We start from the raw sequence: 20,748 nt of genomic DNA on the forward strand, positions 1-20,748 counted from the left end.
GATCTTTAACGGAGAAAATATCTGATGCTGGTTATTGGTGGTTTCGGGTTTCTTCTGGTCTGTGTGTTCGGCTGCTTCGTGGCGTCGGGCGGTGCGATCGGACCGCTGATCATTTCCATGCCGTTCGAGCTGATCACCATTCTGGGCGCCGGTATCGGCACCTTTCTGATGGCGAACTCGAAAGACGATCTCAAGCATGTTGGCGGAGCCTTCAAGACGGCGCTCAAGGGGCCGGAATTCAGCAAGTCGGACTATACCGATCTGCTCTGCCTGCTGTTCTTCCTGTCCCGGCTCTGCCAGACCCAGGGCGCCACGGCTCTGGAGCCGCATGTCGAGACCCCGATGGAAAGCCCGGCTTTTGCCGCCTATCCGAAGATCCGCGATAATGAGCGCGTCCGCTCCCTGATCTGCGACTATTTCCGCATGGTGTCCATGAATGCGGATGACGCCTTCCAGATGGATGAGGTGATGAGCAGGGAACTCAGGAAGAACCTGCACGAGGATCTGCATATCGCACACGGCCTGCAGTCCCTCGCCGATGGTCTCCCGGCTCTGGGAATCGTGGCCGCCGTTCTGGGCGTGATCAAGACGATGGGATCCATCTCCAAACCGCCCGAAGTGCTGGGTGAGATGATCTCCGGCGCTCTGGTCGGAACATTTCTCGGCGTGCTGCTCGCCTATGGTCTCGTCGGACCGATCGCCACACGCATCAGAACAGTGGTCGAGGAAGACGCGCATTATTACGATCTGATCCGCGCCGTGCTCGTGGCGCATCTGCAGGGCAACGTGCCGCAGGTCAGCGTGGAAATCGGACGGAAGGACATTCCCGGACACATCATGCCAAGCTTCGAGGACGTTGACACCGCGATCAGCCAGCTGGCAATAGGCTGATCCCCCCACAGCCTGAACGGTCAGCGTATCTCCATGACGGGTGCTCCGGATCTGCACAGATACATCACCCCGACCGGGCTTCAGGCCATGCGGGAGGAACTGCAGGAGCTTCTGAAAAAGACGCGCCCGGTCGTCGTCGAAATCGTCTCCTGGGCCGCAGGCAACGGAGACCGCTCGGAAAACGGTGATTATATCTACGGAAAAAAGCGCCTGCGGGAGATCGACAGGCGCATCCGCTTCCTGACCGGACGCATCGAACAGGCCATCGAGGTCAGACCGGCAGACCAGCCCCGGCGCAATCAGGTCTTCTTCGGTGCAACCGTCACCTATGCGGACGAGGACGACCGGGAAACAACCGTAACGATCATCGGCGCGGATGAGGCCGATATCAGCCGCGGAGAGATCAGCCTCCTGGCCCCGGCCGCCCGTGCCCTGATGGGCCGTCGCGTGGGTGAGGAACTTCATCTGGTGACGCCCGGGGGCAATACAGCGGTTGAAATCCTGAAGATTTCCTATCCGGAAGCCTGAGCATCCCCTTCGCGTTTGCCATGACGTGAAACTGCTTTAAAACCCTGAGATCTCTTTCCGGAACCAGACCGGACAGGCAGTGTCAGGAGTGTTCACATGGCTTCTTCCATCCGTGTCGCGGTTCAGATGGATCCGCTTGAGGGAATCAGCATCAGCGGAGATTCAACCTTCGCCATGATGCTCGAGGCACAGGAGCGCGGACACAGCCTGTTCGTCTATCAGGTCGAGAGCCTCGCCCTCAGGGAAGGCACGCAGCAGCCTGACGGCGGACGGCGCCAGCGCCTGACCGCACAGGTCCGCCCCGTAAAAGTGCAGCGCGTCCAGGGTAATCACGCATTGTTCGGAGAGCCCGAGCGCGTCGATCTGGGCGATATGGACGTGATCCTGATGCGCCAGGACCCGCCCTTCGACATGGCCTACATCACCGGCACCCATCTCCTGGAGCATGTTCATGGCACGGGACCGGGCCGGGCACTGGTGGTCAACAACCCCCGTGCAGTGCGTGACGCGCCGGAAAAACTTCTGGTCACCCACTATCCCGAACTGATGCCGCCCACCCTGGTCACCTGGGATGTGCGGGAGATCGGAGAATTCCGCCGTCAGTGGAAAGATATCGTCATCAAGCCGCTTTTCGGAAACGGCGGCAGCGGCGTGTTCCGCATCCGGGAAGACGACCCGAACTTCAACGCCCTGCTGGAAATGCATTTCGCCCGCTCCCGCGAGCCGCTGATGATCCAGAAATTTGAACCGGCCGTGCAGACTGGCGATAAACGGATCATCCTCAGCGACGGCCGCCCGATCGGTGCGATCAACCGCGTCCCGGCCGCAGGAGAAGCCCGCTCCAACATGCATGTCGGAGGACGCGCGGAAAAGGCAGGACTGACAAAGCGCGATCAGGAGATATGCGAGGCCATCGCACCGGCCCTGCGTGATAACGGCCTGATTTTTGTGGGAATCGACGTCATCGGAGACTGGCTGACCGAAATCAACGTCACCTCACCGACCGGTCTGCAGGAACTGGCCCGCTTTGACGGTTCCAGACCGGCTGCGGAACTGTGGGACGCAATCGAGGGACATCTCTGAGCCGGGCGCGGCTCAGTCCTGCGTCTTTTTTGGCGGAGGACGGCGGAAAAGATCCTCCGGGGTGATGGTTTCGGGAGGCATGTTCTCCGGCGGCGGCATGGAGTTATGCTTCCGGAAACGGTTGGCAAACCACCCGTTTATCTCCGCCCGCCAGAAGAAGAACGGGATGGCCGGCCACACGATAATGCACAGCAGGATGAGAAGGAGCTCGAGCCAGGACATTTTTTCCGTTGCGCTGATTGCCTTGTGAAAATAGAGGAAGGCATGGTGTCTGCCAAGCAGGGCAAGGTTTTTGCTGCACAGGCATCTTGCCCGGGAAGTCTGCCGGAGGCAGAAAGGACACATGAGCGAAGTTCTGGACCGTAAGTCGACCCCCTCAGCGCCCGAGGCCGCCCCTCCGGTCGCAGAGGAAGAAACCGCGCATCAGAGGCCGAAAGTCGCGCTGGACGCGGATGCCGTCCGGGCGGCCTACCGCCGATGGGCCGCCGTCTACGATACCGTGTTCGGCGGAATCTCGGCATTCGGACGCAAGCGTGCCGTGAGCGCGGTCAACCGCCTGCCCGGCTCGCGGGTGCTGGAAGTCGGAGTCGGAACCGGCCTCGCCCTGCCGCATTACACACATAACAAACGCATCACCGGGATCGATCTGTCCTCCGACATGCTCAGCCGCGCCCGGCAGCGCGTACGCCGCGACGGCCTGTCCGGCGTGGATGCGCTCCTGGAAATGGATGCGGAAGAGACGCGGTTCGCCGATAATTCCTTCGATATCGCCGTGGCGATGTTCGTGGCATCCGTCGTGCCGAATCCGCGCCGCCTTCTGGCCGAACTCAAGCGCGTCGTCTCCCCGGGCGGACATATCCTGTTCGTGAACCATTTCCAGACACCCGACGGAATCCGCGGCGCAATCGAGCGCGGCATGGCCCGCGCCTCCCACTCGCTCGGATGGCACCCCGATTTTGCCATGGAGGCCCTTCTGCCGCCGGAAGACCTCTCCCGCGCGATCATCCAGCCGGTCCCCCCGGCAGGGCTGTTCACCCTGGTGACTCTGGAAAACACGGAAGATAAAGCCGAAAAAGCAGCCTGAGCAGAGCCGGGGGCAGGGCAGAATGCATCCCGTCATGCGCGTATCTGATGTGTGCAGACAGATACGCCCGCAGGACGGTTTTTCTGCTAGACCCGTCCGGATCAGCAGATAACATACGGGCGGAAGGCGATTTCTCAGATGACGGGTAAGATCGTTCAGATGTCATCCCCTGCGATGCGTTCCACAAAAACCGGAGGCGTCGTACCTGCGGTTTACCTCATCCTTTCCCTGCTGGCCGGAACGGCAGGAGCGGGAAGGGGGATCGCCCTCGCCCTGTCCGGCGCCTCCCCAGCAGATCAGGGCGGTGCCGCCGGTCTGCACGGGCTGGTCATGGTTTGTCTCGTCGCACTCCCCGCCCTGATCGGCGGTTTCGGCGGCCTGCTCCTTCCGTCCTCCCTCGGACTGCCCGGACTGCGGCTGCCGCGCGTTTCGCTGGCCGGAGCAGGATGCCTGGCCCTCTCAGCTCTTTTGCTTGCCACAGGCGGATCTCCGCTGGCCTCGGGTCTGATCTGGTGCGCCGGGGTGCTGTGCATGGTCCTCCCCGTCGCGGTGTCCGTCATGGACAGCCGCGCAGCCGCCGGACCGGAGCGCCCGCCGCTGGATTTCCTCGCATGGTCCCAGATGATCGCAGCCACCGCCCTGCTGCTCTGCATCCCCGCCGCAGCGGGTGAACTCTGCCGCGGCACGGCAGCGGCGGACATTGCCCGCTCCCTCATGGCCCCTCTGTCCGCAGCGATGATGACCGCCGCGGCAGGCGTGGCCTCTCTCGTTCTGAAATCACGACAGGCACAGTTTTCCTTCCGCCCGATGGCCGCCGTCATGGGTACGGTGGTGACCGGAAGCGCACTGGCCTGGGTGCATCTGCGGACACAGGGCAGTCTTTCGGATGCTGCCGTCACGGACAGCCTGATCCTGCGCGCCACGCTCCTCACCGGCGCAGCCTTTGCACTGGTCTGGGGCTATGGCCTGTGGCGGCAGAAACTCCCGCTGAGCCCCTCAGTGCTGTGGAGCGGCAGCTTTCTGGTCACGCTGCTTGCCGGACAGGCAGGCGGAGAGAGCGCGACACACGCCGTCATCATGAGCGGCACGCTGTTCGCCCTGTTCGCAGGGCTTTACCTCCAGGCTGAACGTCTGACGGGACAGCCGCTGAAGGGACCGGCCCCGATGACACATGTCGCACTGGTCATGCTGGGCACGGTCCTGTGCGCTGCAGGCGGCCCCGTGCTGACGATGGCAGGCGGCGCGGCATTCGTCCTTTCCATCCCGGTCGCAGGCCTGGTGCTGTATTCCGTCTGCCGGGATACAAAAGCCGCCCGTGGTCAGGTCACGCCCCTGAGGGCAGCCCGGTGAGCGCGTCAGTCACGCAGGCACGCCGGGAAACGCGCCTGCGTTTTTCCGTAGCCGAAGCCGGAACACAGGCAAGGGACTGGATCGCCCTGCTCAAACCGCGCGTGATCTCGCTGGTGGTCTTCACAGGTGCAACGGGCCTGTTCCTTGCCCCGGGACATATCGGCATCTGGCGCTCGGCCATCGCCATCCTGTGCATCTGCCTCGCCTCAGGCGCCGCCGGTGCGATCAACATGTGGTATGACCGCGATATCGACGCCGTCATGCGGCGTACGATCACACGTCCCGTCCCCGCCGGACGCATCCCCGAGGACGAGGCTCTGGCCTATGGCGTCGGCCTGTCCGCCCTGTCCGTCGCCCTGATGTGGCTTGCGACCAATACGCTCGCCGCCGGAATTCTCGCCTTCTCGATCTTTTTCTACGCCGTGATCTACACGATGTGGCTCAAGCGCTCGACGCCGCAGAATATCGTGATCGGCGGCGCGGCAGGTGCATTCCCGCCGATGATCGGCTGGGCCGCGGTCACGGGCTCCATGTCCGTCCTCCCGGTCGTCCTGTTCCTGATCGTGTTCCTGTGGACCCCGCCGCATTTCTGGTCCCTGTCCCTGTACGCCTGCAAGGATTACGGCCGGGCCGGCATCCCGATGCTGCCCGTCGTCCGGGGCGCACGCCACACACGCCGGCAGATCTTCGCCTATACGCCTGTGCTGCTGGCCGTCTCGCTGGTGCCGTCCCTGCTGCATGAATGCGGAGCGCTCTACACCGTGGCCGCCGTCGTGCTCGGACTGGGCTTCATGGCCTGCGCCGTGGCCGTCCTGAGGGAGGCGCAGACACAGGACGGCGTCAGCCTCAACGGAGACAAGGCCGCCCGCCGCTCCTTCCGTTTCTCCCTGCTCTATCTCTCGCTGCTGTTCATGGCCCTCATCGCAGACCATCTCGTGACGCTGTGGCTGGCATGACAGAAGATCTGACGGAAACGCAGCGTCTGCAGGCCCTGTCGGCCGAGATCGGAAAAAGACAGCGCATGCGGGTCATGGCCCTCACCGCTGTGCTGCTGAGCCTCGCAGGCGTAATCTTCATCCTCACCCTGATCCGCTGATCGGCTCACAGCCGGGCAGGAACAGCAGCCGCGCCTTCTGCGTCCCGCGCAGAAGCACTACGGCATTCTGCCGGTAACGCGCCGCCAGCCGCAACGCACGCGCAAGCGGCATACGCACGGCAATCAGAGGCTCGGCAACACGGCCCAGGCGCCCCTCGCCCTCGCAGCTCTCTGCGCCCGCCAGATCCCTGCGAAGCTGCCACATCATCCGCTCGTTCCAGCCATCAGCCTTCCTGCGTCCGCCCGGATTGCACGCGCTGAGCATGACGATATCCGCATGACGGGAGCACATCCCGCGCGGCGGCCGCCCGATCCGGACCGTAATGCTTCCGGCCGTGTAGGTGCTGAGACAATAGGCCCGCAGGATGGAAGGCGTGGGGCGCAGCCCGCCCATCTACGGCTCCGATGCCTCGCCGTTATCGGCAGACTCCCCCGAACGCACGTCACGATTGACCCAGGACGACATCAGAAACCCGAAGCCAAGCATGACGGTCAGCATCGAGGAACCGCCATAGGACACAAGAGGCAAAGGCACACCCCCGACCGGAATCGCCCCCATCACCATGGACAGATTGACGAGGCAGTACAGAAAGAAATTGACCGAAATCCCCAGCGCCAGCAGCCGCCCGAAACGGTTGCGACTGCGGATCGCCATGGCCATTCCGCCAAGAATCAGCAGCAGAAGAAGACCCATCACGACAATCCCGCCGACAAACCCCCATTCCTCGGCAATGGTCGTGAAAATGAAGTCCGTCTGCTTTTCAGGCAGGAAGTTGAGCTGCCCCTGGGTGCCCTGAAGATAGCCCTTGCCCCACATCCCGCCGGAACCCAGCGCGATCTTGGACTGGATGATGTTATAGCCCGCCCCCAGAGGATCGCTCTCGGGGTGCAGGAAGGTGGTGATCCGGGCCCGCTGATAATCATGCAGATGGGCATAGGCGATCTTGAGCAGCGCCGGAACGGGCAGACAGAGCAGAACGATCTGCCACAGCCGCATCCCGGCCGCAAAGAACAGCGCCGCCCCGATCCCGCCGATAATCACCGCCGTCCCCAGATTGGGCTCCTTGAGCACAAGCCCGACCGGAAGAAGCGTCATGACGGCAGGAATGATCAGCCGCAGCGGATTCCCCATCCTGGCGTAGCTGATCCGGCTGAACCACGTGGCCAGCATCAGAACCAGCGCAACCTTGGCAAATTCAGAAGGCTGGATCTGCACCCCGCCGACAATGATCCAGCGCTCGGCTCCCTTGCCCACATGCCCCATACGCAGCACCGCCACGAGCAGCCCGAGAGACGCAAGATAGGTCGGAAAGGCCAGCCGCATCAGCAGCCTGAGCGGAAGCATCCCGACCGTCACCATCAGGATCAGACCAAAACCGAAGCGCATCGCCTGCGGCCCGGCATAGGGACGGGCAGAACCGCCCCCGGCCGAGCACAGCGCGACATATCCCACACCGGCCAGCGCGCAGATCAGCAGCACATACAGCCAGTTGACCCGCCACAGCCGCGAGGCCAGCGAAAATCCCGGCTCCTCACGCAGGAGACGTCTGTGAAAGCGCGAACCGGACGGACGTAGAGCAGACATGATCGCAGACCTCAGAGCGCATCCGCCACGGTCTGACCGGGCGGCGTCCTGCGATTGGCGGGGTCACGCAGCAGAGCATCCGTCATGATGTTGCGGGCCAGCGGCGCCGCAAACTCGGCCCCCGCATTGCCATGCTCGATCACGACAGACACCGCATAGCGCGGCGCATCATACGGCGCGAAACAGATGAACAGCGCGTGCGGACGATACTCCCAGGGCAGACGCGCGGAATTGAAATGCCCGCTCTCACGCAGGGCACGGGAGACACGCCGGACCTGAGCCGAACCGGTCTTGCCCGCCATCTCGATCCCGGGGATGGGCAGACGGGCCTTGGGCGCGGTCCCGTGCGCCTCGTTGACCACGGCAAACATGCCCTCACGAATGGCCTTGAACGCCTGCTCAGGCATGTCCAGAACCGGCCAGTGCTCCGGATCGGATTCCGGCGTCAGCTTGCCGTTGATGGCACGGACCAGATGCGGCCCGATGGCCCGCCCGGTCGCGATGCGGGAGGTGTAGGTGGCAAGCTGGAGCGGCGTCACCTGCACGAAGCCCTGACCGATCCCACTGACGATCGTGTCACCGCCGTTCCAGTGATGATTGTGCTTCTGCCGCCATTCCGGCGTGGGAATCAGCCCCGCCCGGGTATGCGGCAGCTCGATATCCAGCTTCGTGCCAAGACCAAGCTCATGAGAGGTCGCGGCAATACGGTCCATGCCGATACGACGGGCCACCTCATAGAAATAGACATCGCAGGAATATTTCAGACCAAGATGCAGATTGACCGAACCATGCCCGTGCCGCGCCCAGCAGTGGAAGCGGGCGCCGCCCACATCAATGTAGCCACGGCAGACAAAACAGTCGGCAGGAGAGATCATCTTATTCTGCAGCGCGGCCATCGCCACGGCAGGCTTGAAGGTCGAACCCGGAGGATAGACACCCGCAACCGCCTTGTTGATCAGCGGCGTCCGCTCGTCATTGGTCCAGGCAATCCACTGCGCCTTGCTCACACCGCTGTCGAACAGGGACGGATCAAAGGACGGCGTGCTGACCATCGCCAGAACCTCGCCGTTGCGGCAGTCCATCACAACGGCAGAGGCTGCCGTATCCCCGATCCGGTTCTGCACGGCCTGCTGCAGCCCGGCATCCAGAGACAGCGTGATCTCCCGGCCCGGCGTGCCGTCCACACGGTCCAGCTCCGCCAGAACACGCCCGACGGAATTCACCTCCATCTCCACGGCCCCGGCCTCACCGCGCAGAAGATCATCCTGGCTCTGCTCGATCCCCGAACGGCCCATCCGCATGCCCGGCAGCGCCAGCAGCGCGGATCGCGCAACATCCTGCTCGTTGGGCGGCGCGACATAACCGACGATATGCGCGGTCAGCGGCCCCTCGGGATAGGTGCGGGTGGTGCCGACATCAATCAGAACCCCGGGCAGCCCCGGAGCATTGAGCTCGATCCGCGCCATCTCGTTCCAGGACAGAAACTCCCGGAGCATGACAGGAACGAACTTGCGCTGATGCCGCATCTCACGGGCAATACGGGTGCGGTCATGATCCTCCAGCGGCACGATGGCGGCAAACCGCTCGATCGTCCCGGGAACATCCGTCGTCTCCTCCGGCAGTAAAAGTGCCCGCCAGTTGGTCTGATTGCTGGCAAGCGCCTTGCCGAACCGGTCAATGATCCGCCCGCGTGGCGGAGCCAGCAGCCGCTTGCTGATCTGATTGCGCGTCGCAAGCTTCGCGAAATGCTCGCCGCTGGTGATCTGCAGATCATACAGCTTGCGCCCGAGTAGACCCAGAGTGGCCGTCTGCGCCGCCATCAGCAGCAGGGCACGCCGCGTAAAGACACCCCGCCCCCGGTCACGAAGCTCCTGATCCCGGTTCTGACGCTTCCCCTGTCTCCCCCTGTGGCGCCCCCCGGAACGCCCGAATATCTTCCTGCCTGAAAATTTCATCTCATGCCGCCGGGATCAGTATCTCTGGTCCGGCACGTATTCCGCCGGTCTCTGCCTGCCCTTCGGATCCTGCCCGCTGAGCCACCGGCACACGTGAATGCTCCCGGCCGCAAGCGGCGGATAAAGACCGGCCGCCAGCAGCGTCTCGAACAGGGACGGAGACAGCGGAAGAATGCTCAGGGACAGGGCCGATGTCACAAACCACTGGAACAGACAGGCACACAGGGCGCAGAAGGCAAACACGATCCACAGCGCCGCAAAGCTCATGCGCATGAAGCTGAAGCGGAACCGCATGGCCGCCCCGTGCAGAAGCAGCAGCGTCAGCGCGCTCACGCCCGGCGGGCTGAAACCGATCAGATCCAGCAGAAGACCCAGCATGAACACACCCGGCGGCGGCATGGCCTGCGGCATCCAGACCGACCAGAAAAACACCGAGGCCAGTACAAACGAGGGAAGAAGCGCTGTCACCGCGGGCAGACCGGTCGGCGCGGACAGGAACAGCACGACCAGACAGATGAACATGCCCGGAGCCAGACGCCGCGCCCAGCCGTCGACACGCTGTATGAATGCAGGACGCGGAGACAGCCCGGTCTCCCGGAAGCCCGCAAGAGGATCGCCGCTCATACGCGCCGCCTCTCACCCGCCACCCGCAGGGGCAAACGGCCCGGGCGGCATCCCCGCCCGCAGGGACGGACCCGTCCGGGGAGAGGGAATATAGGGAATCCGGCCCGGCGCGTCAGGAGGCTCAATCGTCGTCGTCCCGAAATTGAAGATGCGCAGGATACGGATATGATCGAGATGTGCATAGGGCACGACAACCGGCTGGCCCGGACGCAGATAATGCACCGTGCCGACAGGCAGACCCGCAGGCAGCAGACTGATCTGCCCGCCCGTCACGACTCGCTCTCCTTCTGCGGGATAATGATCCTGCGGATAGTACATCAGCCGCGGCGTCGGACTGCGATCCCCCGTCATGATGGCAGACGTGCCGGATTTTTCCATGGTCACGGGAATCCGGCTGGCCACGTCATCAATCAGCAGAACCCGCGCGGAATGCTCCCCGACCTCCGTCACGCGCCCCGCAAACCCGTCAGCCGCCAGAGCAATATTGCCAAGCCTGATCCCGCTCGAAGGCCCGGCCCCGATCAGAACCGCATGACCATAAACCCCCCCGGCATCCGCCACCACGCGCCCGGTGACAAAAGACGGAGCCGGATCAGGCATCCAGTGCAGATTGTGCTTGAGCGTCTGGTTTTCCTGGGCAAGGGAAAGCGCGACATCATACCAGCCGCGCAGCTTCTCGTTCTCAGCCCGCAGCGCCGCATTTTCTCCGGCAAGACGCACCGCGCCCCGCAGCTGCTGCCCCGCATCGGACAGAACCATGCCGGGCTGCGCGGTCAGACTGCGGAAAGGCGTCATCAGATCGGCAAAGAGCATCCGCCCCTTGTCCGCCAGTTTCCTGTCCGCCTGACCAAGCAGTATGGTGGCAATGGCAACAAGGATCGTCAGCGGAAGGACCAGCTTCTCAAGCGCCTGCCTGTTCTGGATCGACAGACGGATCATACGCAGCCCCCGGAACGGACAGACAGGGTTCGGCGCCCTTCCGGCAGGAAAACAGCCTCCGCAGAGGAAAGGAAGGCGCAGGCTGGGATCTGAATTCGGTTCATCACTGCCCTGGTTATGCCAGATGCGCGGAGATCGGCTCTGTCCTGACGATATCGATAAAGGGAGACCGGGACAGCCTCCTCCGGTGCCCGCTGTTCTGACAGAAAACCGCCCCGGGGCACCATGAATTTTTTTTCAGAAAAGCACCAGGCCCGCCCGGAAACAGAAGCGGCGCCCGGCACACGGCACTCAGTACATCGTGCTGAGAACGTCCCTCAGCCGCTTCATGTCATCCAGGGCCCGCCCGGTTCCGAGCGCCACACAGGTCAGGGGATGCTCGGCCACCATCACGGGCAGACCGGTCGTGATCCGCAAAAGCTCGTCCAGACGATGCAAAAGCGCCCCGCCCCCGGCCAGAACGATTCCCTTGTCCACAATATCAGCTGCCAGCTCCGGAGGCGTGTTCTCCAGCGCCGTCGCAACCGCTTCCGTAATTCTGGACACGGGCTCGGCAAGACTGTCGGCAATCTGCGCCTGGGAAATGGTGATCTCGCGCGGAACCCCGGTGATCAGATCCCTGCCGCGCACCGTCATCAGCGGACCATGATCCTCCGGATCATCCGGAAGAAGCGCCGAACCCAGCTCGATCTTGATCTTCTCCGCCGTGCTGTCACCGATCAGAAGACTGTGGGTCCGCCGGAGATAGGAGACAATCGCCTCATCCATCCGGTCCCCGCCGATCAGCGCCGAACGGGCATAGACAATGCCGCCGAGGGAAATGACCGCCACCTCGGTCGTGCCGCCGCCGATATCCACGATCATGCTGCCCGAGGGCTCCGTAACCGGCAGACCCGCACCGATCGACGCCGCCATCGGCTCCTCGATCAGATAGACCCGGCGCGCCCCGGCACTCTCCGCACTCTCCTGAATGGCCCGCCGCTCCACGGCCGTCGCGCCTGACGGAACACAGATCACGATCTGCGGACTGGCAAACAGGGAACGGTTGTGCACGCGGCGGATGAAATGCCGGATCATCTCCTCAGCCACGTCGAAATCGGCAATCACACCGTTCCGCAGCGGGCGGATGACCGAAATGTTACCCGGAGTGCGTCCGGCCATCTGCTTCGCCTCGTTGCCGACGGCCAGCACCTGCTTGCGCCCCCTGGTCTCCATGATGGCGACGACGGAAGGCTCGTTGAGGACGATTCCCCGGCCCCGGACATAAACCAGCGTATTGGCGGTGCCGAGGTCGATGGCCATGTCAGAGGACACAAGACCCAGCAGACGAGAGAACATCCGGAACTCCTGGTGGAGAAGGCAGCGGGAGGGCGAAAACAGTGTCTGTCAGTCCGTCAGCTCTGCATGCCGGACCGGGGAGGGGCTTAGCGAGGCAGAGCCCCGCTCGCAAGGCCCGAAGACAAGAAACCATCCCCGGACCCGCTCTCCCGCCTCTCCGCCGGGAGCGCATCCGGGGCCATGCCTGAAAAAAGCCCGGATCAGGCCGCAGGGAAAGCCGGTGCAGACGCGCCCCGGCATTTTCAGGGAACCTGCCACGCACGACACCGTTTCTCAGTCATGAGGGTTTCGCATGATCCGTAAGCGAAATCACATCAGGGAGAATTGAAAAATGATCAGAAAGTCTGCTTCCGCGTCCTCCGGAATCACGGTGGTCCGCCGCTCTCTTGCCGGTACGGTACTGGCAGGATGCTTTTTGCTTGCAGGATGCGGCGATCCGTATGATTCCGGTTCACGTGCAGGCAGCGGCGCGCTGATCGGCGGCGGCTCCGGCGCGGCCATCGGTGCGCTCGCGGGCGGCGGCACGGGAGCCGCAATCGGCGCGCTGGCCGGAGCAGGAACGGGCGCGGCTGTCGGCGCGGCAACGACTCCGAACCGGCGGACCCGCTGACGGTCCACCGCATGACAGACAGGAAAACGGATGATCAACAGTAAACTGATGCGTCGCGGCAGCGCGGCAGCCGCCCTCATCGGAACCGCACTGACCCTGACGGCCTGCGGCAGCCCCTACAGCACGACCGACCGCGCAGGCAGCGGCGCGCTGATCGGCGGCGGCTCCGGTGCGGCGATCGGTGCGCTGGCCGGCGGCGGCAGAGGAGCCGCCATCGGTGCGCTGGCCGGCGGTCTGCTGGGAGCAGGCGTCGGAGCCGTCACGACACCGAACGCGCCGAACACACCGACAAGCGGCTATCAGCAGGCCACCCCGCAGGGAGCCTACGGCGCGCAGCATGCCTATCCGCAGGGCCAGTATCCCCAGGGACAGTACACCCAGGGTCAGGTCCGGCAGATACAGCAGACCCCCCAGGGCACGTATCCCAACACCTACTCATACCCGTCAGGGTATCAGAGCCAGGGATACAGCGGCGGATACTGAGGCTGCGGACCCCCCATACCGAAGTCGCCGTCTTGCACGGGACAGCGATTTCCGGTATGGGACCGCCTCCTCGCCGGGCACCCCTGGAGGTCCGGCGTGTACTGATTTTCAGGAGCTGACTGTGACGAAATTTGTAACGATTGAAGCTTCATCGCGCGCGAAGGCTGGTAAGGGGGCAGCGCGTGCGACGAGGCGTTCCGGTCTGGTGCCGGCTGTTGTCTATGGCGCAAAGGCCGAGCCGACCCTGGTGGCCATCGATCCGCGTATCATCATGCGCGAGCTGCACAGCGCAGGCTGGCGCTCACGCGTCTATGAAATCAAGGCCGACGGCAAGTCCGAGCGCGGCCTGATGCGCGACATCCAGTTCCACCCGGTCACCGACATGCCGCTGCACGTCGATTTCCAGCGTCTGGCCCCCGGCCAGCGCGTGAATGTCGAGATCGCTGTGCACATCGAGGGAGAGGAAAACTCCCCCGGCGTGAAGCGCGGCGGCGTTCTCAACGTCGTGCGCCACACGATCGAGGTCCATGCAGACCCGGAAAACATCCCCGAGACGTTCACCGTCGACGTGTCCGCACTGGACATTCACGACAACGTCCGCTGGGACGACCTCAAGGGCACGGAGAACGTCACCCCCGTTCTGCAGATCCCCAACTTCGTCGTCGCCACGGTGGCCCCGCCGACCGTCGATGCCGAGGCCGAGGCTGAAGAGGCTCCGGCTGAAGAAGAGAAGTAAGGAAGGTCCGGAAGCCGCCCCTGTCCCCGCGGACAGGGAGGGCATCCGGGAGAAGCTGCTATGCAGAGCGCCATGCAGCTCTGGGCAGGCCTGGGAAATCCCGAGCCGTCCATGAGCCGACAGAGGCACAATATCGGCTTTATGGCCGCAGATGCCATCGCCCGCCGCCACGGTTTCCAGCCGTGGCGTAAGCGTTTCCGGGGGGAGGTGGCGGAAGGCCGGATCGGCGGGGTGAAAATCCTGCTGATCAAGCCCATGACCTATATGAACCTGTCCGGAGAAAGCATCCGGGAGGCCGCAACGTTCTATAAGCTGCCCCCCGCCGCCGTGACGGTTTTCCATGACGAACTCGATCTCGTTCCCGGCAAGGTGCGGATAAAGACCGGCGGCGGTGCAGCCGGGCATAACGGCCTGCGCTCAACCGACAGATGCCTCGGCACGCCGGAATACCGCCGCGTGCGCCTTGGAATCGGCCATCCCGGCGTGAAAGAGCGCGTGCATGGCTGGGTGCTGGGCGATTTCTCTAAAAACGAACAGCCCGGGCTGGAGCGCCTGCTGGATGTGGTGGCTGATGACGCCGCCCTGCTGGCCGAAGGGCGGGATGCCGATTTCATGACACGTATTGCGCTGCAGACAGGACAGGCAGCAGGAGAGACAGGCTGATGGGCTTTAACTGCGGGATTGTCGGACTGCCGAATGTCGGCAAATCAACCCTGTTCAACGCTCTGACGGCAACAGCCTCAGCGCAGGCAGCAAACTATCCGTTCTGCACGATCGAGCCGAATGTCGGACGCGTGGCCGTGCCGGACCCGCGCATGGACGCCCTGGCCCGGATCGGCAAATCCCAGCGCATCCTGCCGACCAGCCTCGAATTCGTGGATATCGCAGGCCTCGTGCGCGGTGCCTCGAAAGGGGAGGGGCTCGGCAATCAGTTCCTGGCCAATATCCGGGAAGTGGACGCAATCATCCATGTCCTCCGCTGCTTCGAGGATGACGACATCACGCATGTCGAGGGCGGCGTCGATCCGGTCCGCGACGCGGAAATCATCGAAACCGAACTGATGCTCGCGGATCTGGATTCGCTGGAAAAGCGCATCGTGGCCCTGCAGAAAAAGGCAAAAGGCAACGACAGGGAAGCCGCCGCCCAGGTCGAGCTGATGCAGCCGCTGATCGAAGCCCTGCGCGACGGACGCCCGGCCCGCTCCGCCGTCCCGGCAGGACAGGAAGATGCCGCAGCCCGGCTGCAGCTCATGACGACCAAGCCGATTCTCTATGTCTGCAACGTGGAAGAATCCAGTGCCGCGACCGGCAATGCCTTCTCGGCAGCAGTGCAGGCACGCGCCGATGCCGAAGGCGCCGCCTGCGTGGTCGTCTCCGCGGCGATCGAGGCCGAGGTCAGTCAGCTCCCGGCGGAAGATCAGAAGGAATTCCTGGAAGGTCTCGGCCTGTCCGACAGCGGCCTCGACCGCGTGATCGCGGCAGGATACCGCCTGCTCGGCCTGCAGACCTATTTCACGGTAGGACCGAAAGAGACCCGCGCCTGGACGATCACGGCCGGCACGAAGGCCCCGCAGGCCGCCGCCGTCATCCATAACGACTTCGAACGCGGCTTCATCGCCTGCGAAACAGTCGCATATGACGATTATGTGAAATATAACGGAGAGGCAGGGGCCAAAGAGGCCGGTAAGCTGCGGATCGAAGGACGGGATTACATCGTGCAGGACGGAGATGTCCTGCTGTTCCGTTTCAACGTCTGACCACAGACACACAGATAAAAGAGGGCAGGGCAGGAAAGATGAGCGCCACAGCAGAGGCGGACCGGGTAACGGAAGCGGAGATTCCCGCCATGGCGCGCGAGGCGCGACAGGCAGTCCGGGATCTTGCGCAGAGCCCGTCCGCCGCACGTGACAGGGCGCTCTGGGCCGCGGCGGCTGCCCTGCGGGAGCAGCAGGACACGATTCTCGCCGCCAATGCCCGCGATCTGGAAAGCTTTTCCGGAACCGATGCCTTCCGGGACCGCCTGGTCCTGACCCCGGAACGGATCGAGGTCATGGCCACGGGGCTTGAGAACATCGCAGACCTGCCGGATCCGGTCGGGCGCGTGCTGGCCGAATGGTCCCGCCCGAACGGGCTGAAAATCCGCCGCGTGGCCGCTCCCGTCGGCGTGATCGGCGTGATCTACGAAAGCCGCCCCAATGTCGGAGCCGATGCCGCCGGACTGGCCATCAAGTCCGGAAACGCCGTCATCCTCCGCGGCGGCTCGGAAAGCATCCACAGCGCAACCGCGATCAACTCCGCCATGAAGGCCGGTCTGAGCGCGGCAGGCCTGCCTGAGGCCTGCGTGCAGATGGCACCGGATGCGGACCGTCGCCACGTCGCGGATATGCTCGCAGCTTCCGGACTGATCGATCTGCTCATCCCCCGCGGCGGCAAGTCACTGGTCGAGCGCGTGCAGCGCGAGGCCCGCGTGCCCGTGCTGGCCCATGCCGAAGGCCTCTGCCACACCTATATCCATGCAGCCGCAGAACCCCCCATGGCCCGCAGGATCATCGCCAACGCCAAGATGCGCCGCACGGGCATCTGCGGCGCGACCGAAACCCTGCTGATTGATGCGGAAATCGCACCGTCACTGCTGCCGCTGATCGTGGAAGACCTCCGCGCGCTGGGCTGCGATTTCCGCGCGGATGAACGCGCACGGAATATCGTCCCCGGGCTGTCCGCCGCAACAGAAGCCGATTTCGCAACGGAGTGGCTGGACGCGACATTATCCGTCGCCGTCGTGGACGGTATCGATGCCGCCCTCGATCACATCGTAAAATACGGCAGCGCCCACACAGAGGCGATCATCACCTCCGATGAAGCCGCCGCCGCCCGTTTCCTCAACGGAACCGACAGCGCGGTCGTGATGTGGAACGCCTCCACACAGTTCTGCGACGGCGGGGAATTCGGCTTCGGCGCGGAAATCGGCATCGCCACAGGACGCTTCCACGCACGCGGCCCGGTCGGCCTGGAGCAGCTCACCACGTTCCGGTACGAGGTCATCGGCACCGGACAGGTGCGTTCCTGATCCCGGATGCTGCGTGATGCGATCCCGCGCTCCGGCGACAGACGACGGACCGGAATCGGCCTGCTGGGCGGCTCGTTCAACCCCGCCCATCAGGGACATCTCGCGATCGCACTCCGCGGACTCCACGCGCTGCGCCTTGATGAGGTCTGGTTTCTCGTCTCCCCCGGCAATCCGCTCAAGACCGGGCAGGACATGGCGCTGCAGGACAGACGCCGGGACAGCGTCTCTGCCCTGTCCTCAGACGTCCGCCTCAGAGCCAGCACAATCGAATCGCAGCTCGGCACGCGCTATGCCATCGATACCGTGCGCAGGCTGCGCAGACTGTTCCCTCGGGCCCGCTTCGTCTGGCTGATGGGCGCGGACGTCTTTGCAGAGCTGCCACGCTGGCGGCGCTGGCGGCAGTTCCTGCGGGAAATCGCAGTCGCGGTCATCCCCCGGCCCGGCAGCAGCACAGCCGCCCTGCACGGACAGACACAGTCGGTCATGCGCCGCTTCAGACTGCCCCCGTCCCGCGCTCGGCGCCTTTCTTACCTTCCTCCCCCGGTATGGGCTTTCCTTCCGGGGCGTCAGAACGATATATCGGCAACAGAACTCCGGCGCAGGCAGAATCCCTCCGGCCGGTTCCGGACACAGGAGAATCAGCCATAGCCAGGAAGCCTTCCGCCGAGACGGACCCCGCACGCCGTCCGGCCGCCGCCAGAACGACCAGGACCGCCTCAGCCACGCGCGCCGCAAAGAAGCCCGCCGACCCGCAGCTTGCGGACACGGCGCGTGCTCCGGGTTCGCCCCGCAAGAAAGCCGTCGCGGCCGGACCGCAGGGGGGCGCGAAAAAACGTCCTCACGCACCGGCAGAGCAGCTTGAGCAGTATCTGAAGATCATCGTGGACAGCATTGAGGACGATAAGGGCGAGGATATCGTCGTCATCGACCTCACGGGCCGCGCCTCCTTCGCAGACCGGATGGTGATCGCCACCGGCCTCGCCGATCGCCAGATCGCCGCCATGGCGCAGCATCTCGACCGCCACCTGAAAGATGCAGGCCTCAAGCGCGTGACCATCGAAGGCGCGAACGGCACGGACTGGGTGCTGATCGACGCCGGAGATATCGTGATCCACCTGTTCAAGGCGGAAGCGCGCGCGCTGTACGGGCTCGAGCAGATGTGGGGTGCGGATCTGGACGAGGCAGAAGAGGGAGAGGTCACCTCCCTCTGAGGATCATACCGTGCGTCTGATCGCTGTCGGCAGAATGAAGGACGCGGCGGAAAAAGCCCTCACGGAGCGCTATCTCCGCCGTCTCTCTCCCCCTCTCGTCATCACCGAACTGCCCGACGGAAAAGGCTCCCCCGCCGAAATCAAGCGGCGGGAGGGCGAAGCCCTGCTGAAGGCCCTGCCATCACGGGCCTTCGTCATCGCCCTGGACCAGGGAGGGCGCAGCCTCACAAGCACCGCATTCGCATCCGCGCTGTCGGAGTGGCAGAGCGGGGGCAGGGAGATCTGTTTCCTGATCGGCGGAGCGGAAGGGCTGGACGCAGCCGTCATCGGACGCGCCGATCAGCTCCTGAACTTCGGACAGATGACCTGGCCGCATATGCTGGTGAGAATCATGCTGACGGAGCAGATCTACCGCGCCCGCGCCATCCTCGCAGGCCACCCCTATCACCGCTCGGGCCGCCCGGAAGACTGAACCGGGCTCCCGAAAACGCAGACATAAAAAAAGCCGGGATCATGTCCCGGCTCTGTCTCAGTGGCGGCGCTTGCCGTGATGCGATGTCCCGTGATGGCGGAACATGCCGTGCCTGCGGCTGGTCCGGGCAACAGGCTCCGAAGCCTGATAGTCTTCCTCGATCGTCCCGGCCGTTTCCGGAGCCTCGGCAAGCTGCGGCGCCGCAACCTGAGACGCACGTGCGGTCATGACACCGGACGCCTGCTCACCACGCGGATAGATAAACCCGTAAATCGGATAGATCGAACCGTACCGGCTGCTGTCTCCGTTAAGAGCGACGCGAACCTGAGACCAGTCATTATCCGGAGACACGTCAATCACGCGGACATCACGGCTGATCCCGCTCTGCCCCCAGTGAGACTGATCGATAATAACGGTGCGGCTGTCTTCAATCCCGGTCACGAGCGCAACATGCCCGAGCGGCATGCGGCGGATCGGACGGAAATTCATCACACTGCCAACCTCGGGAGCAGCCCCGCGGGCATAGACACCCTCGGCATTATACCACCAGTCGCGGGCATTGCCGTGGAGCTGAACCTCGGACTCGTTCTGCACGAACGCAACGCACTGGATGACATGCGCGTGGCTTCTGTAGCTGTGATAGCCGTGTGAACGGTGATAGCTGGCGTGATGCGCATATCCGCCGATCCCGGACGCGGACATGCGGAAGCTGTGCATCCCGCCGTAACCCGTGGCCGAAAGAAAGATCGGACGATGCTGCGTCCCCGCATGGTGGCTGTGGCGGGACGCCGCATGAGCCGCCGGAGAGGAGGCCCAGGACACGGCAGAAGACACGAGAGTCAGGGCTGCAATCTTCAGCTTCATCCTGTTCGCGCCCTCATCGTGCATAATCCCCTGTCCTTATCCGTCTGCTTCTGAATGGCAGACAATGTCCTACCCGCTGCAATGCTGTCCTGACAAGTTTGCGGGGCCGGGATACGGCATTTCCCGATCATGTTTCATCAAAAAAGCATCTTAAAACGCAGAAAAAAGGAAAATATTCCTATTAAGTGATAATTCATTCACTTTCAGGCCGATTCTTCCCGCCCTGATCGTGAATCGTCCCCGCTTTGTCTCATAAAAAACCGGCGAATGTGATGTTAATGCCACATTTACCGGTTCGGGAAGATCACGCTGCCGGAAGCCCCGGCACCGGCCTTATTTTGTCGTGATCAGCATGATCTCGACCAGCATACGCGGATCGGCAAGAACCGCCTGCACGCAGGCGCGCGCGGGTGCCCCGTTCTCGGGAAGCCAGGCGCTCCAGACGGCATTGAGCGCATCACGGTCCGAAATATCCTTCAGCCAGATCTGCGCCTGCAGAATGCGAGTCTTGTCGGTCCCGTGCTCCTCCAGAAGCGCATCAAGCTGGTCCAGAATGTCCTTCGTCTGCGCCGTGGCATCCTGCGACAGATCCCGGGCAACAACGCCCTGCGTGAAAATGAAGCCATGATACTCCACGGCCTTGGAAAGAATCTTGTTCGGTTCGGTGCGCAGGATTCTGCTCATTGCTGAACTCCGGTCAGAAAAGGATGCCGGCCACGGCCGGGATGTCTGCATTGTCAGGCAGAATGCCCCCCGGGGGGGGGGGGGGGGGGGGGGGGGGGGGGGGGGGGGGGGGGGGGGGGGGGGGGGGGGGGGGGGGGGGGGGGGGGGG

General features: G+C 63.8%; 25 protein-coding genes. 16 read left to right on the forward strand and 9 right to left on the reverse strand.

The genetic code is table 11. From position 1 onward, the window contains the following. The first annotated feature begins 24 nt into the window (after positions 1–24). The 3 genes from motA (at position 25) to gshB (ending at position 2,502) form a co-directional block, all read left to right on the forward strand. Positions 25–891 (forward strand): flagellar motor stator protein MotA, encoded by an 867-nt coding sequence (motA, locus tag LOC54_RS04185; protein WP_279312576.1) that lies wholly within the window; start codon positions 25–27, stop codon positions 889–891. A 33-nt stretch (positions 892–924) separates the two neighbouring features. Beyond that, entirely contained in the window at positions 925–1,419 is a 495-nt protein-coding gene (greB, locus tag LOC54_RS04190) for a transcription elongation factor GreB (RefSeq protein WP_279312577.1), read from the forward strand. Between the two features lie 96 nt (positions 1,420–1,515). Further along, entirely contained in the window at positions 1,516–2,502 is a 987-nt protein-coding gene (gshB, locus tag LOC54_RS04195; RefSeq protein WP_279312578.1) for a glutathione synthase, read from the forward strand. Between the two features lie 12 nt (positions 2,503–2,514). On the opposite strand, the gene LOC54_RS04200 is transcribed toward gshB, so the two are convergent. Then, positions 2,515–2,724, reverse strand: a complete 210-nt coding sequence (locus tag LOC54_RS04200) for a hypothetical protein (RefSeq protein WP_279312579.1) — start codon at positions 2,722–2,724, stop codon at positions 2,515–2,517. Positions 2,725–2,845: 121 nt separating this feature from the next. On the opposite strand from LOC54_RS04200, the gene LOC54_RS04205 reads away from it, so the two are divergent. The 4 genes from LOC54_RS04205 to LOC54_RS04220 all read left to right on the forward strand — a co-directional run bounded on the left by LOC54_RS04205 (position 2,846) and on the right by LOC54_RS04220 (position 6,032). Further along, complete coding sequence (locus LOC54_RS04205) at positions 2,846–3,586, forward strand: class I SAM-dependent methyltransferase (protein WP_279312580.1); 741 nt, start codon at positions 2,846–2,848, stop codon at positions 3,584–3,586. Between the two features lie 138 nt (positions 3,587–3,724). Next, positions 3,725–4,936: a hypothetical protein gene (locus LOC54_RS04210; protein WP_279312581.1), complete on the forward strand. Its 1,212-nt coding sequence runs from the start codon at positions 3,725–3,727 to the stop codon at positions 4,934–4,936. After that, the gene (locus tag LOC54_RS04215; RefSeq protein WP_279312582.1) at positions 4,933–5,892 is read left to right on the forward strand and encodes a heme o synthase; all 960 of its coding nucleotides are present in this window, start codon (positions 4,933–4,935) and stop codon (positions 5,890–5,892) included. The genes LOC54_RS04210 and LOC54_RS04215 overlap by 4 nt, the downstream gene beginning before the upstream one ends. Continuing rightward, the gene (locus tag LOC54_RS04220) at positions 5,889–6,032 is read left to right on the forward strand and encodes a hypothetical protein (RefSeq protein WP_279312583.1); all 144 of its coding nucleotides are present in this window, start codon (positions 5,889–5,891) and stop codon (positions 6,030–6,032) included. The genes LOC54_RS04215 and LOC54_RS04220 overlap by 4 nt, the downstream gene beginning before the upstream one ends. Here LOC54_RS04220 and LOC54_RS04225 read toward each other — a convergent pair. The 6 genes from LOC54_RS04225 to LOC54_RS04250 all read right to left on the reverse strand — a co-directional run bounded on the left by LOC54_RS04225 (position 6,016) and on the right by LOC54_RS04250 (position 12,473). After that, positions 6,016–6,426 (reverse strand): DUF3293 domain-containing protein, encoded by a 411-nt coding sequence (locus LOC54_RS04225; RefSeq protein WP_279312584.1) that lies wholly within the window; start codon positions 6,424–6,426, stop codon positions 6,016–6,018. The genes LOC54_RS04220 and LOC54_RS04225 overlap by 17 nt on opposite strands. Further along, positions 6,427–7,617, reverse strand: a complete 1,191-nt coding sequence (gene rodA, locus LOC54_RS04230; protein ID WP_279312585.1) for a rod shape-determining protein RodA — start codon at positions 7,615–7,617, stop codon at positions 6,427–6,429. 11 nt (positions 7,618–7,628) lie between these two features. Next, positions 7,629–9,437, reverse strand: a complete 1,809-nt coding sequence (gene mrdA / locus LOC54_RS04235) for a penicillin-binding protein 2 (protein WP_408740287.1) — start codon at positions 9,435–9,437, stop codon at positions 7,629–7,631. Between the two features lie 150 nt (positions 9,438–9,587). Then, positions 9,588–10,196 carry a rod shape-determining protein MreD gene (locus tag LOC54_RS04240; protein WP_279312587.1) on the reverse strand — a complete coding sequence of 203 codons (609 nt, stop codon included), beginning with the start codon at positions 10,194–10,196 and terminating at the stop codon, positions 9,588–9,590. Positions 10,197–10,208: 12 nt separating this feature from the next. Beyond that, positions 10,209–11,135, reverse strand: coding sequence for a rod shape-determining protein MreC (gene mreC / locus LOC54_RS04245; protein WP_279312588.1), 927 nt, complete (start codon positions 11,133–11,135; stop codon positions 10,209–10,211). Positions 11,136–11,426: 291 nt separating this feature from the next. After that, entirely contained in the window at positions 11,427–12,473 is a 1,047-nt protein-coding gene (locus tag LOC54_RS04250; RefSeq protein WP_279312589.1) for a rod shape-determining protein, read from the reverse strand. A gap of 331 nt (positions 12,474–12,804) precedes the next feature. On the opposite strand from LOC54_RS04250, the gene LOC54_RS04255 reads away from it, so the two are divergent. The 9 genes from LOC54_RS04255 to LOC54_RS04295 all read left to right on the forward strand — a co-directional run bounded on the left by LOC54_RS04255 (position 12,805) and on the right by LOC54_RS04295 (position 19,052). Next, a complete protein-coding gene (locus tag LOC54_RS04255) occupies positions 12,805–13,083 on the forward strand; it encodes a YMGG-like glycine zipper-containing protein (RefSeq protein ID WP_279312590.1) in 279 nt (92 codons plus the stop codon). Positions 13,084–13,113: 30 nt separating this feature from the next. Beyond that, on the forward strand, positions 13,114–13,566 hold the full coding sequence (locus tag LOC54_RS04260) for a YMGG-like glycine zipper-containing protein (RefSeq protein WP_279312591.1): 453 nt from the start codon (positions 13,114–13,116) through the stop codon (positions 13,564–13,566). Between the two features lie 121 nt (positions 13,567–13,687). Next, entirely contained in the window at positions 13,688–14,302 is a 615-nt protein-coding gene (locus LOC54_RS04265; RefSeq protein ID WP_279312592.1) for a 50S ribosomal protein L25/general stress protein Ctc, read from the forward strand. 72 nt (positions 14,303–14,374) lie between these two features. Further along, on the forward strand, positions 14,375–14,965 hold the full coding sequence (pth, locus tag LOC54_RS04270; RefSeq protein ID WP_279312600.1) for an aminoacyl-tRNA hydrolase: 591 nt from the start codon (positions 14,375–14,377) through the stop codon (positions 14,963–14,965). After that, a complete protein-coding gene (gene ychF / locus LOC54_RS04275; protein ID WP_279312593.1) occupies positions 14,965–16,059 on the forward strand; it encodes a redox-regulated ATPase YchF in 1,095 nt (364 codons plus the stop codon). The genes pth and ychF overlap by 1 nt, the downstream gene beginning before the upstream one ends. A gap of 38 nt (positions 16,060–16,097) precedes the next feature. Then, positions 16,098–17,369 carry a glutamate-5-semialdehyde dehydrogenase gene (locus tag LOC54_RS04280; protein WP_279312594.1) on the forward strand — a complete coding sequence of 424 codons (1,272 nt, stop codon included), beginning with the start codon at positions 16,098–16,100 and terminating at the stop codon, positions 17,367–17,369. Between the two features lie 6 nt (positions 17,370–17,375). Continuing rightward, on the forward strand, positions 17,376–18,017 hold the full coding sequence (locus LOC54_RS04285) for a nicotinate-nucleotide adenylyltransferase (RefSeq protein ID WP_279312595.1): 642 nt from the start codon (positions 17,376–17,378) through the stop codon (positions 18,015–18,017). Beyond that, entirely contained in the window at positions 18,014–18,580 is a 567-nt protein-coding gene (gene rsfS / locus LOC54_RS04290; RefSeq protein ID WP_279312601.1) for a ribosome silencing factor, read from the forward strand. The genes LOC54_RS04285 and rsfS overlap by 4 nt, the downstream gene beginning before the upstream one ends. Before the next feature lie 10 nt (positions 18,581–18,590). Further along, positions 18,591–19,052, forward strand: coding sequence for a 23S rRNA (pseudouridine(1915)-N(3))-methyltransferase RlmH (locus LOC54_RS04295; RefSeq protein ID WP_279312596.1), 462 nt, complete (start codon positions 18,591–18,593; stop codon positions 19,050–19,052). 57 nt (positions 19,053–19,109) lie between these two features. Here LOC54_RS04295 and LOC54_RS04300 read toward each other — a convergent pair whose 3' ends face one another. Together LOC54_RS04300 and LOC54_RS04305 are read right to left on the reverse strand one after the other, a co-directional pair. Then, complete coding sequence (locus tag LOC54_RS04300) at positions 19,110–19,940, reverse strand: CHAP domain-containing protein (protein ID WP_279312597.1); 831 nt, start codon at positions 19,938–19,940, stop codon at positions 19,110–19,112. 309 nt (positions 19,941–20,249) lie between these two features. Then, positions 20,250–20,600, reverse strand: coding sequence for a RidA family protein (locus LOC54_RS04305; protein ID WP_279312598.1), 351 nt, complete (start codon positions 20,598–20,600; stop codon positions 20,250–20,252). Between the last annotated feature and the right edge of the window lie 148 nt (positions 20,601–20,748).

The sequence above is a fragment of the Acetobacter sp. AN02 genome, assembly GCF_029759835.1.
GTDB lineage: Bacteria > Pseudomonadota > Alphaproteobacteria > Acetobacterales > Acetobacteraceae > Acetobacter.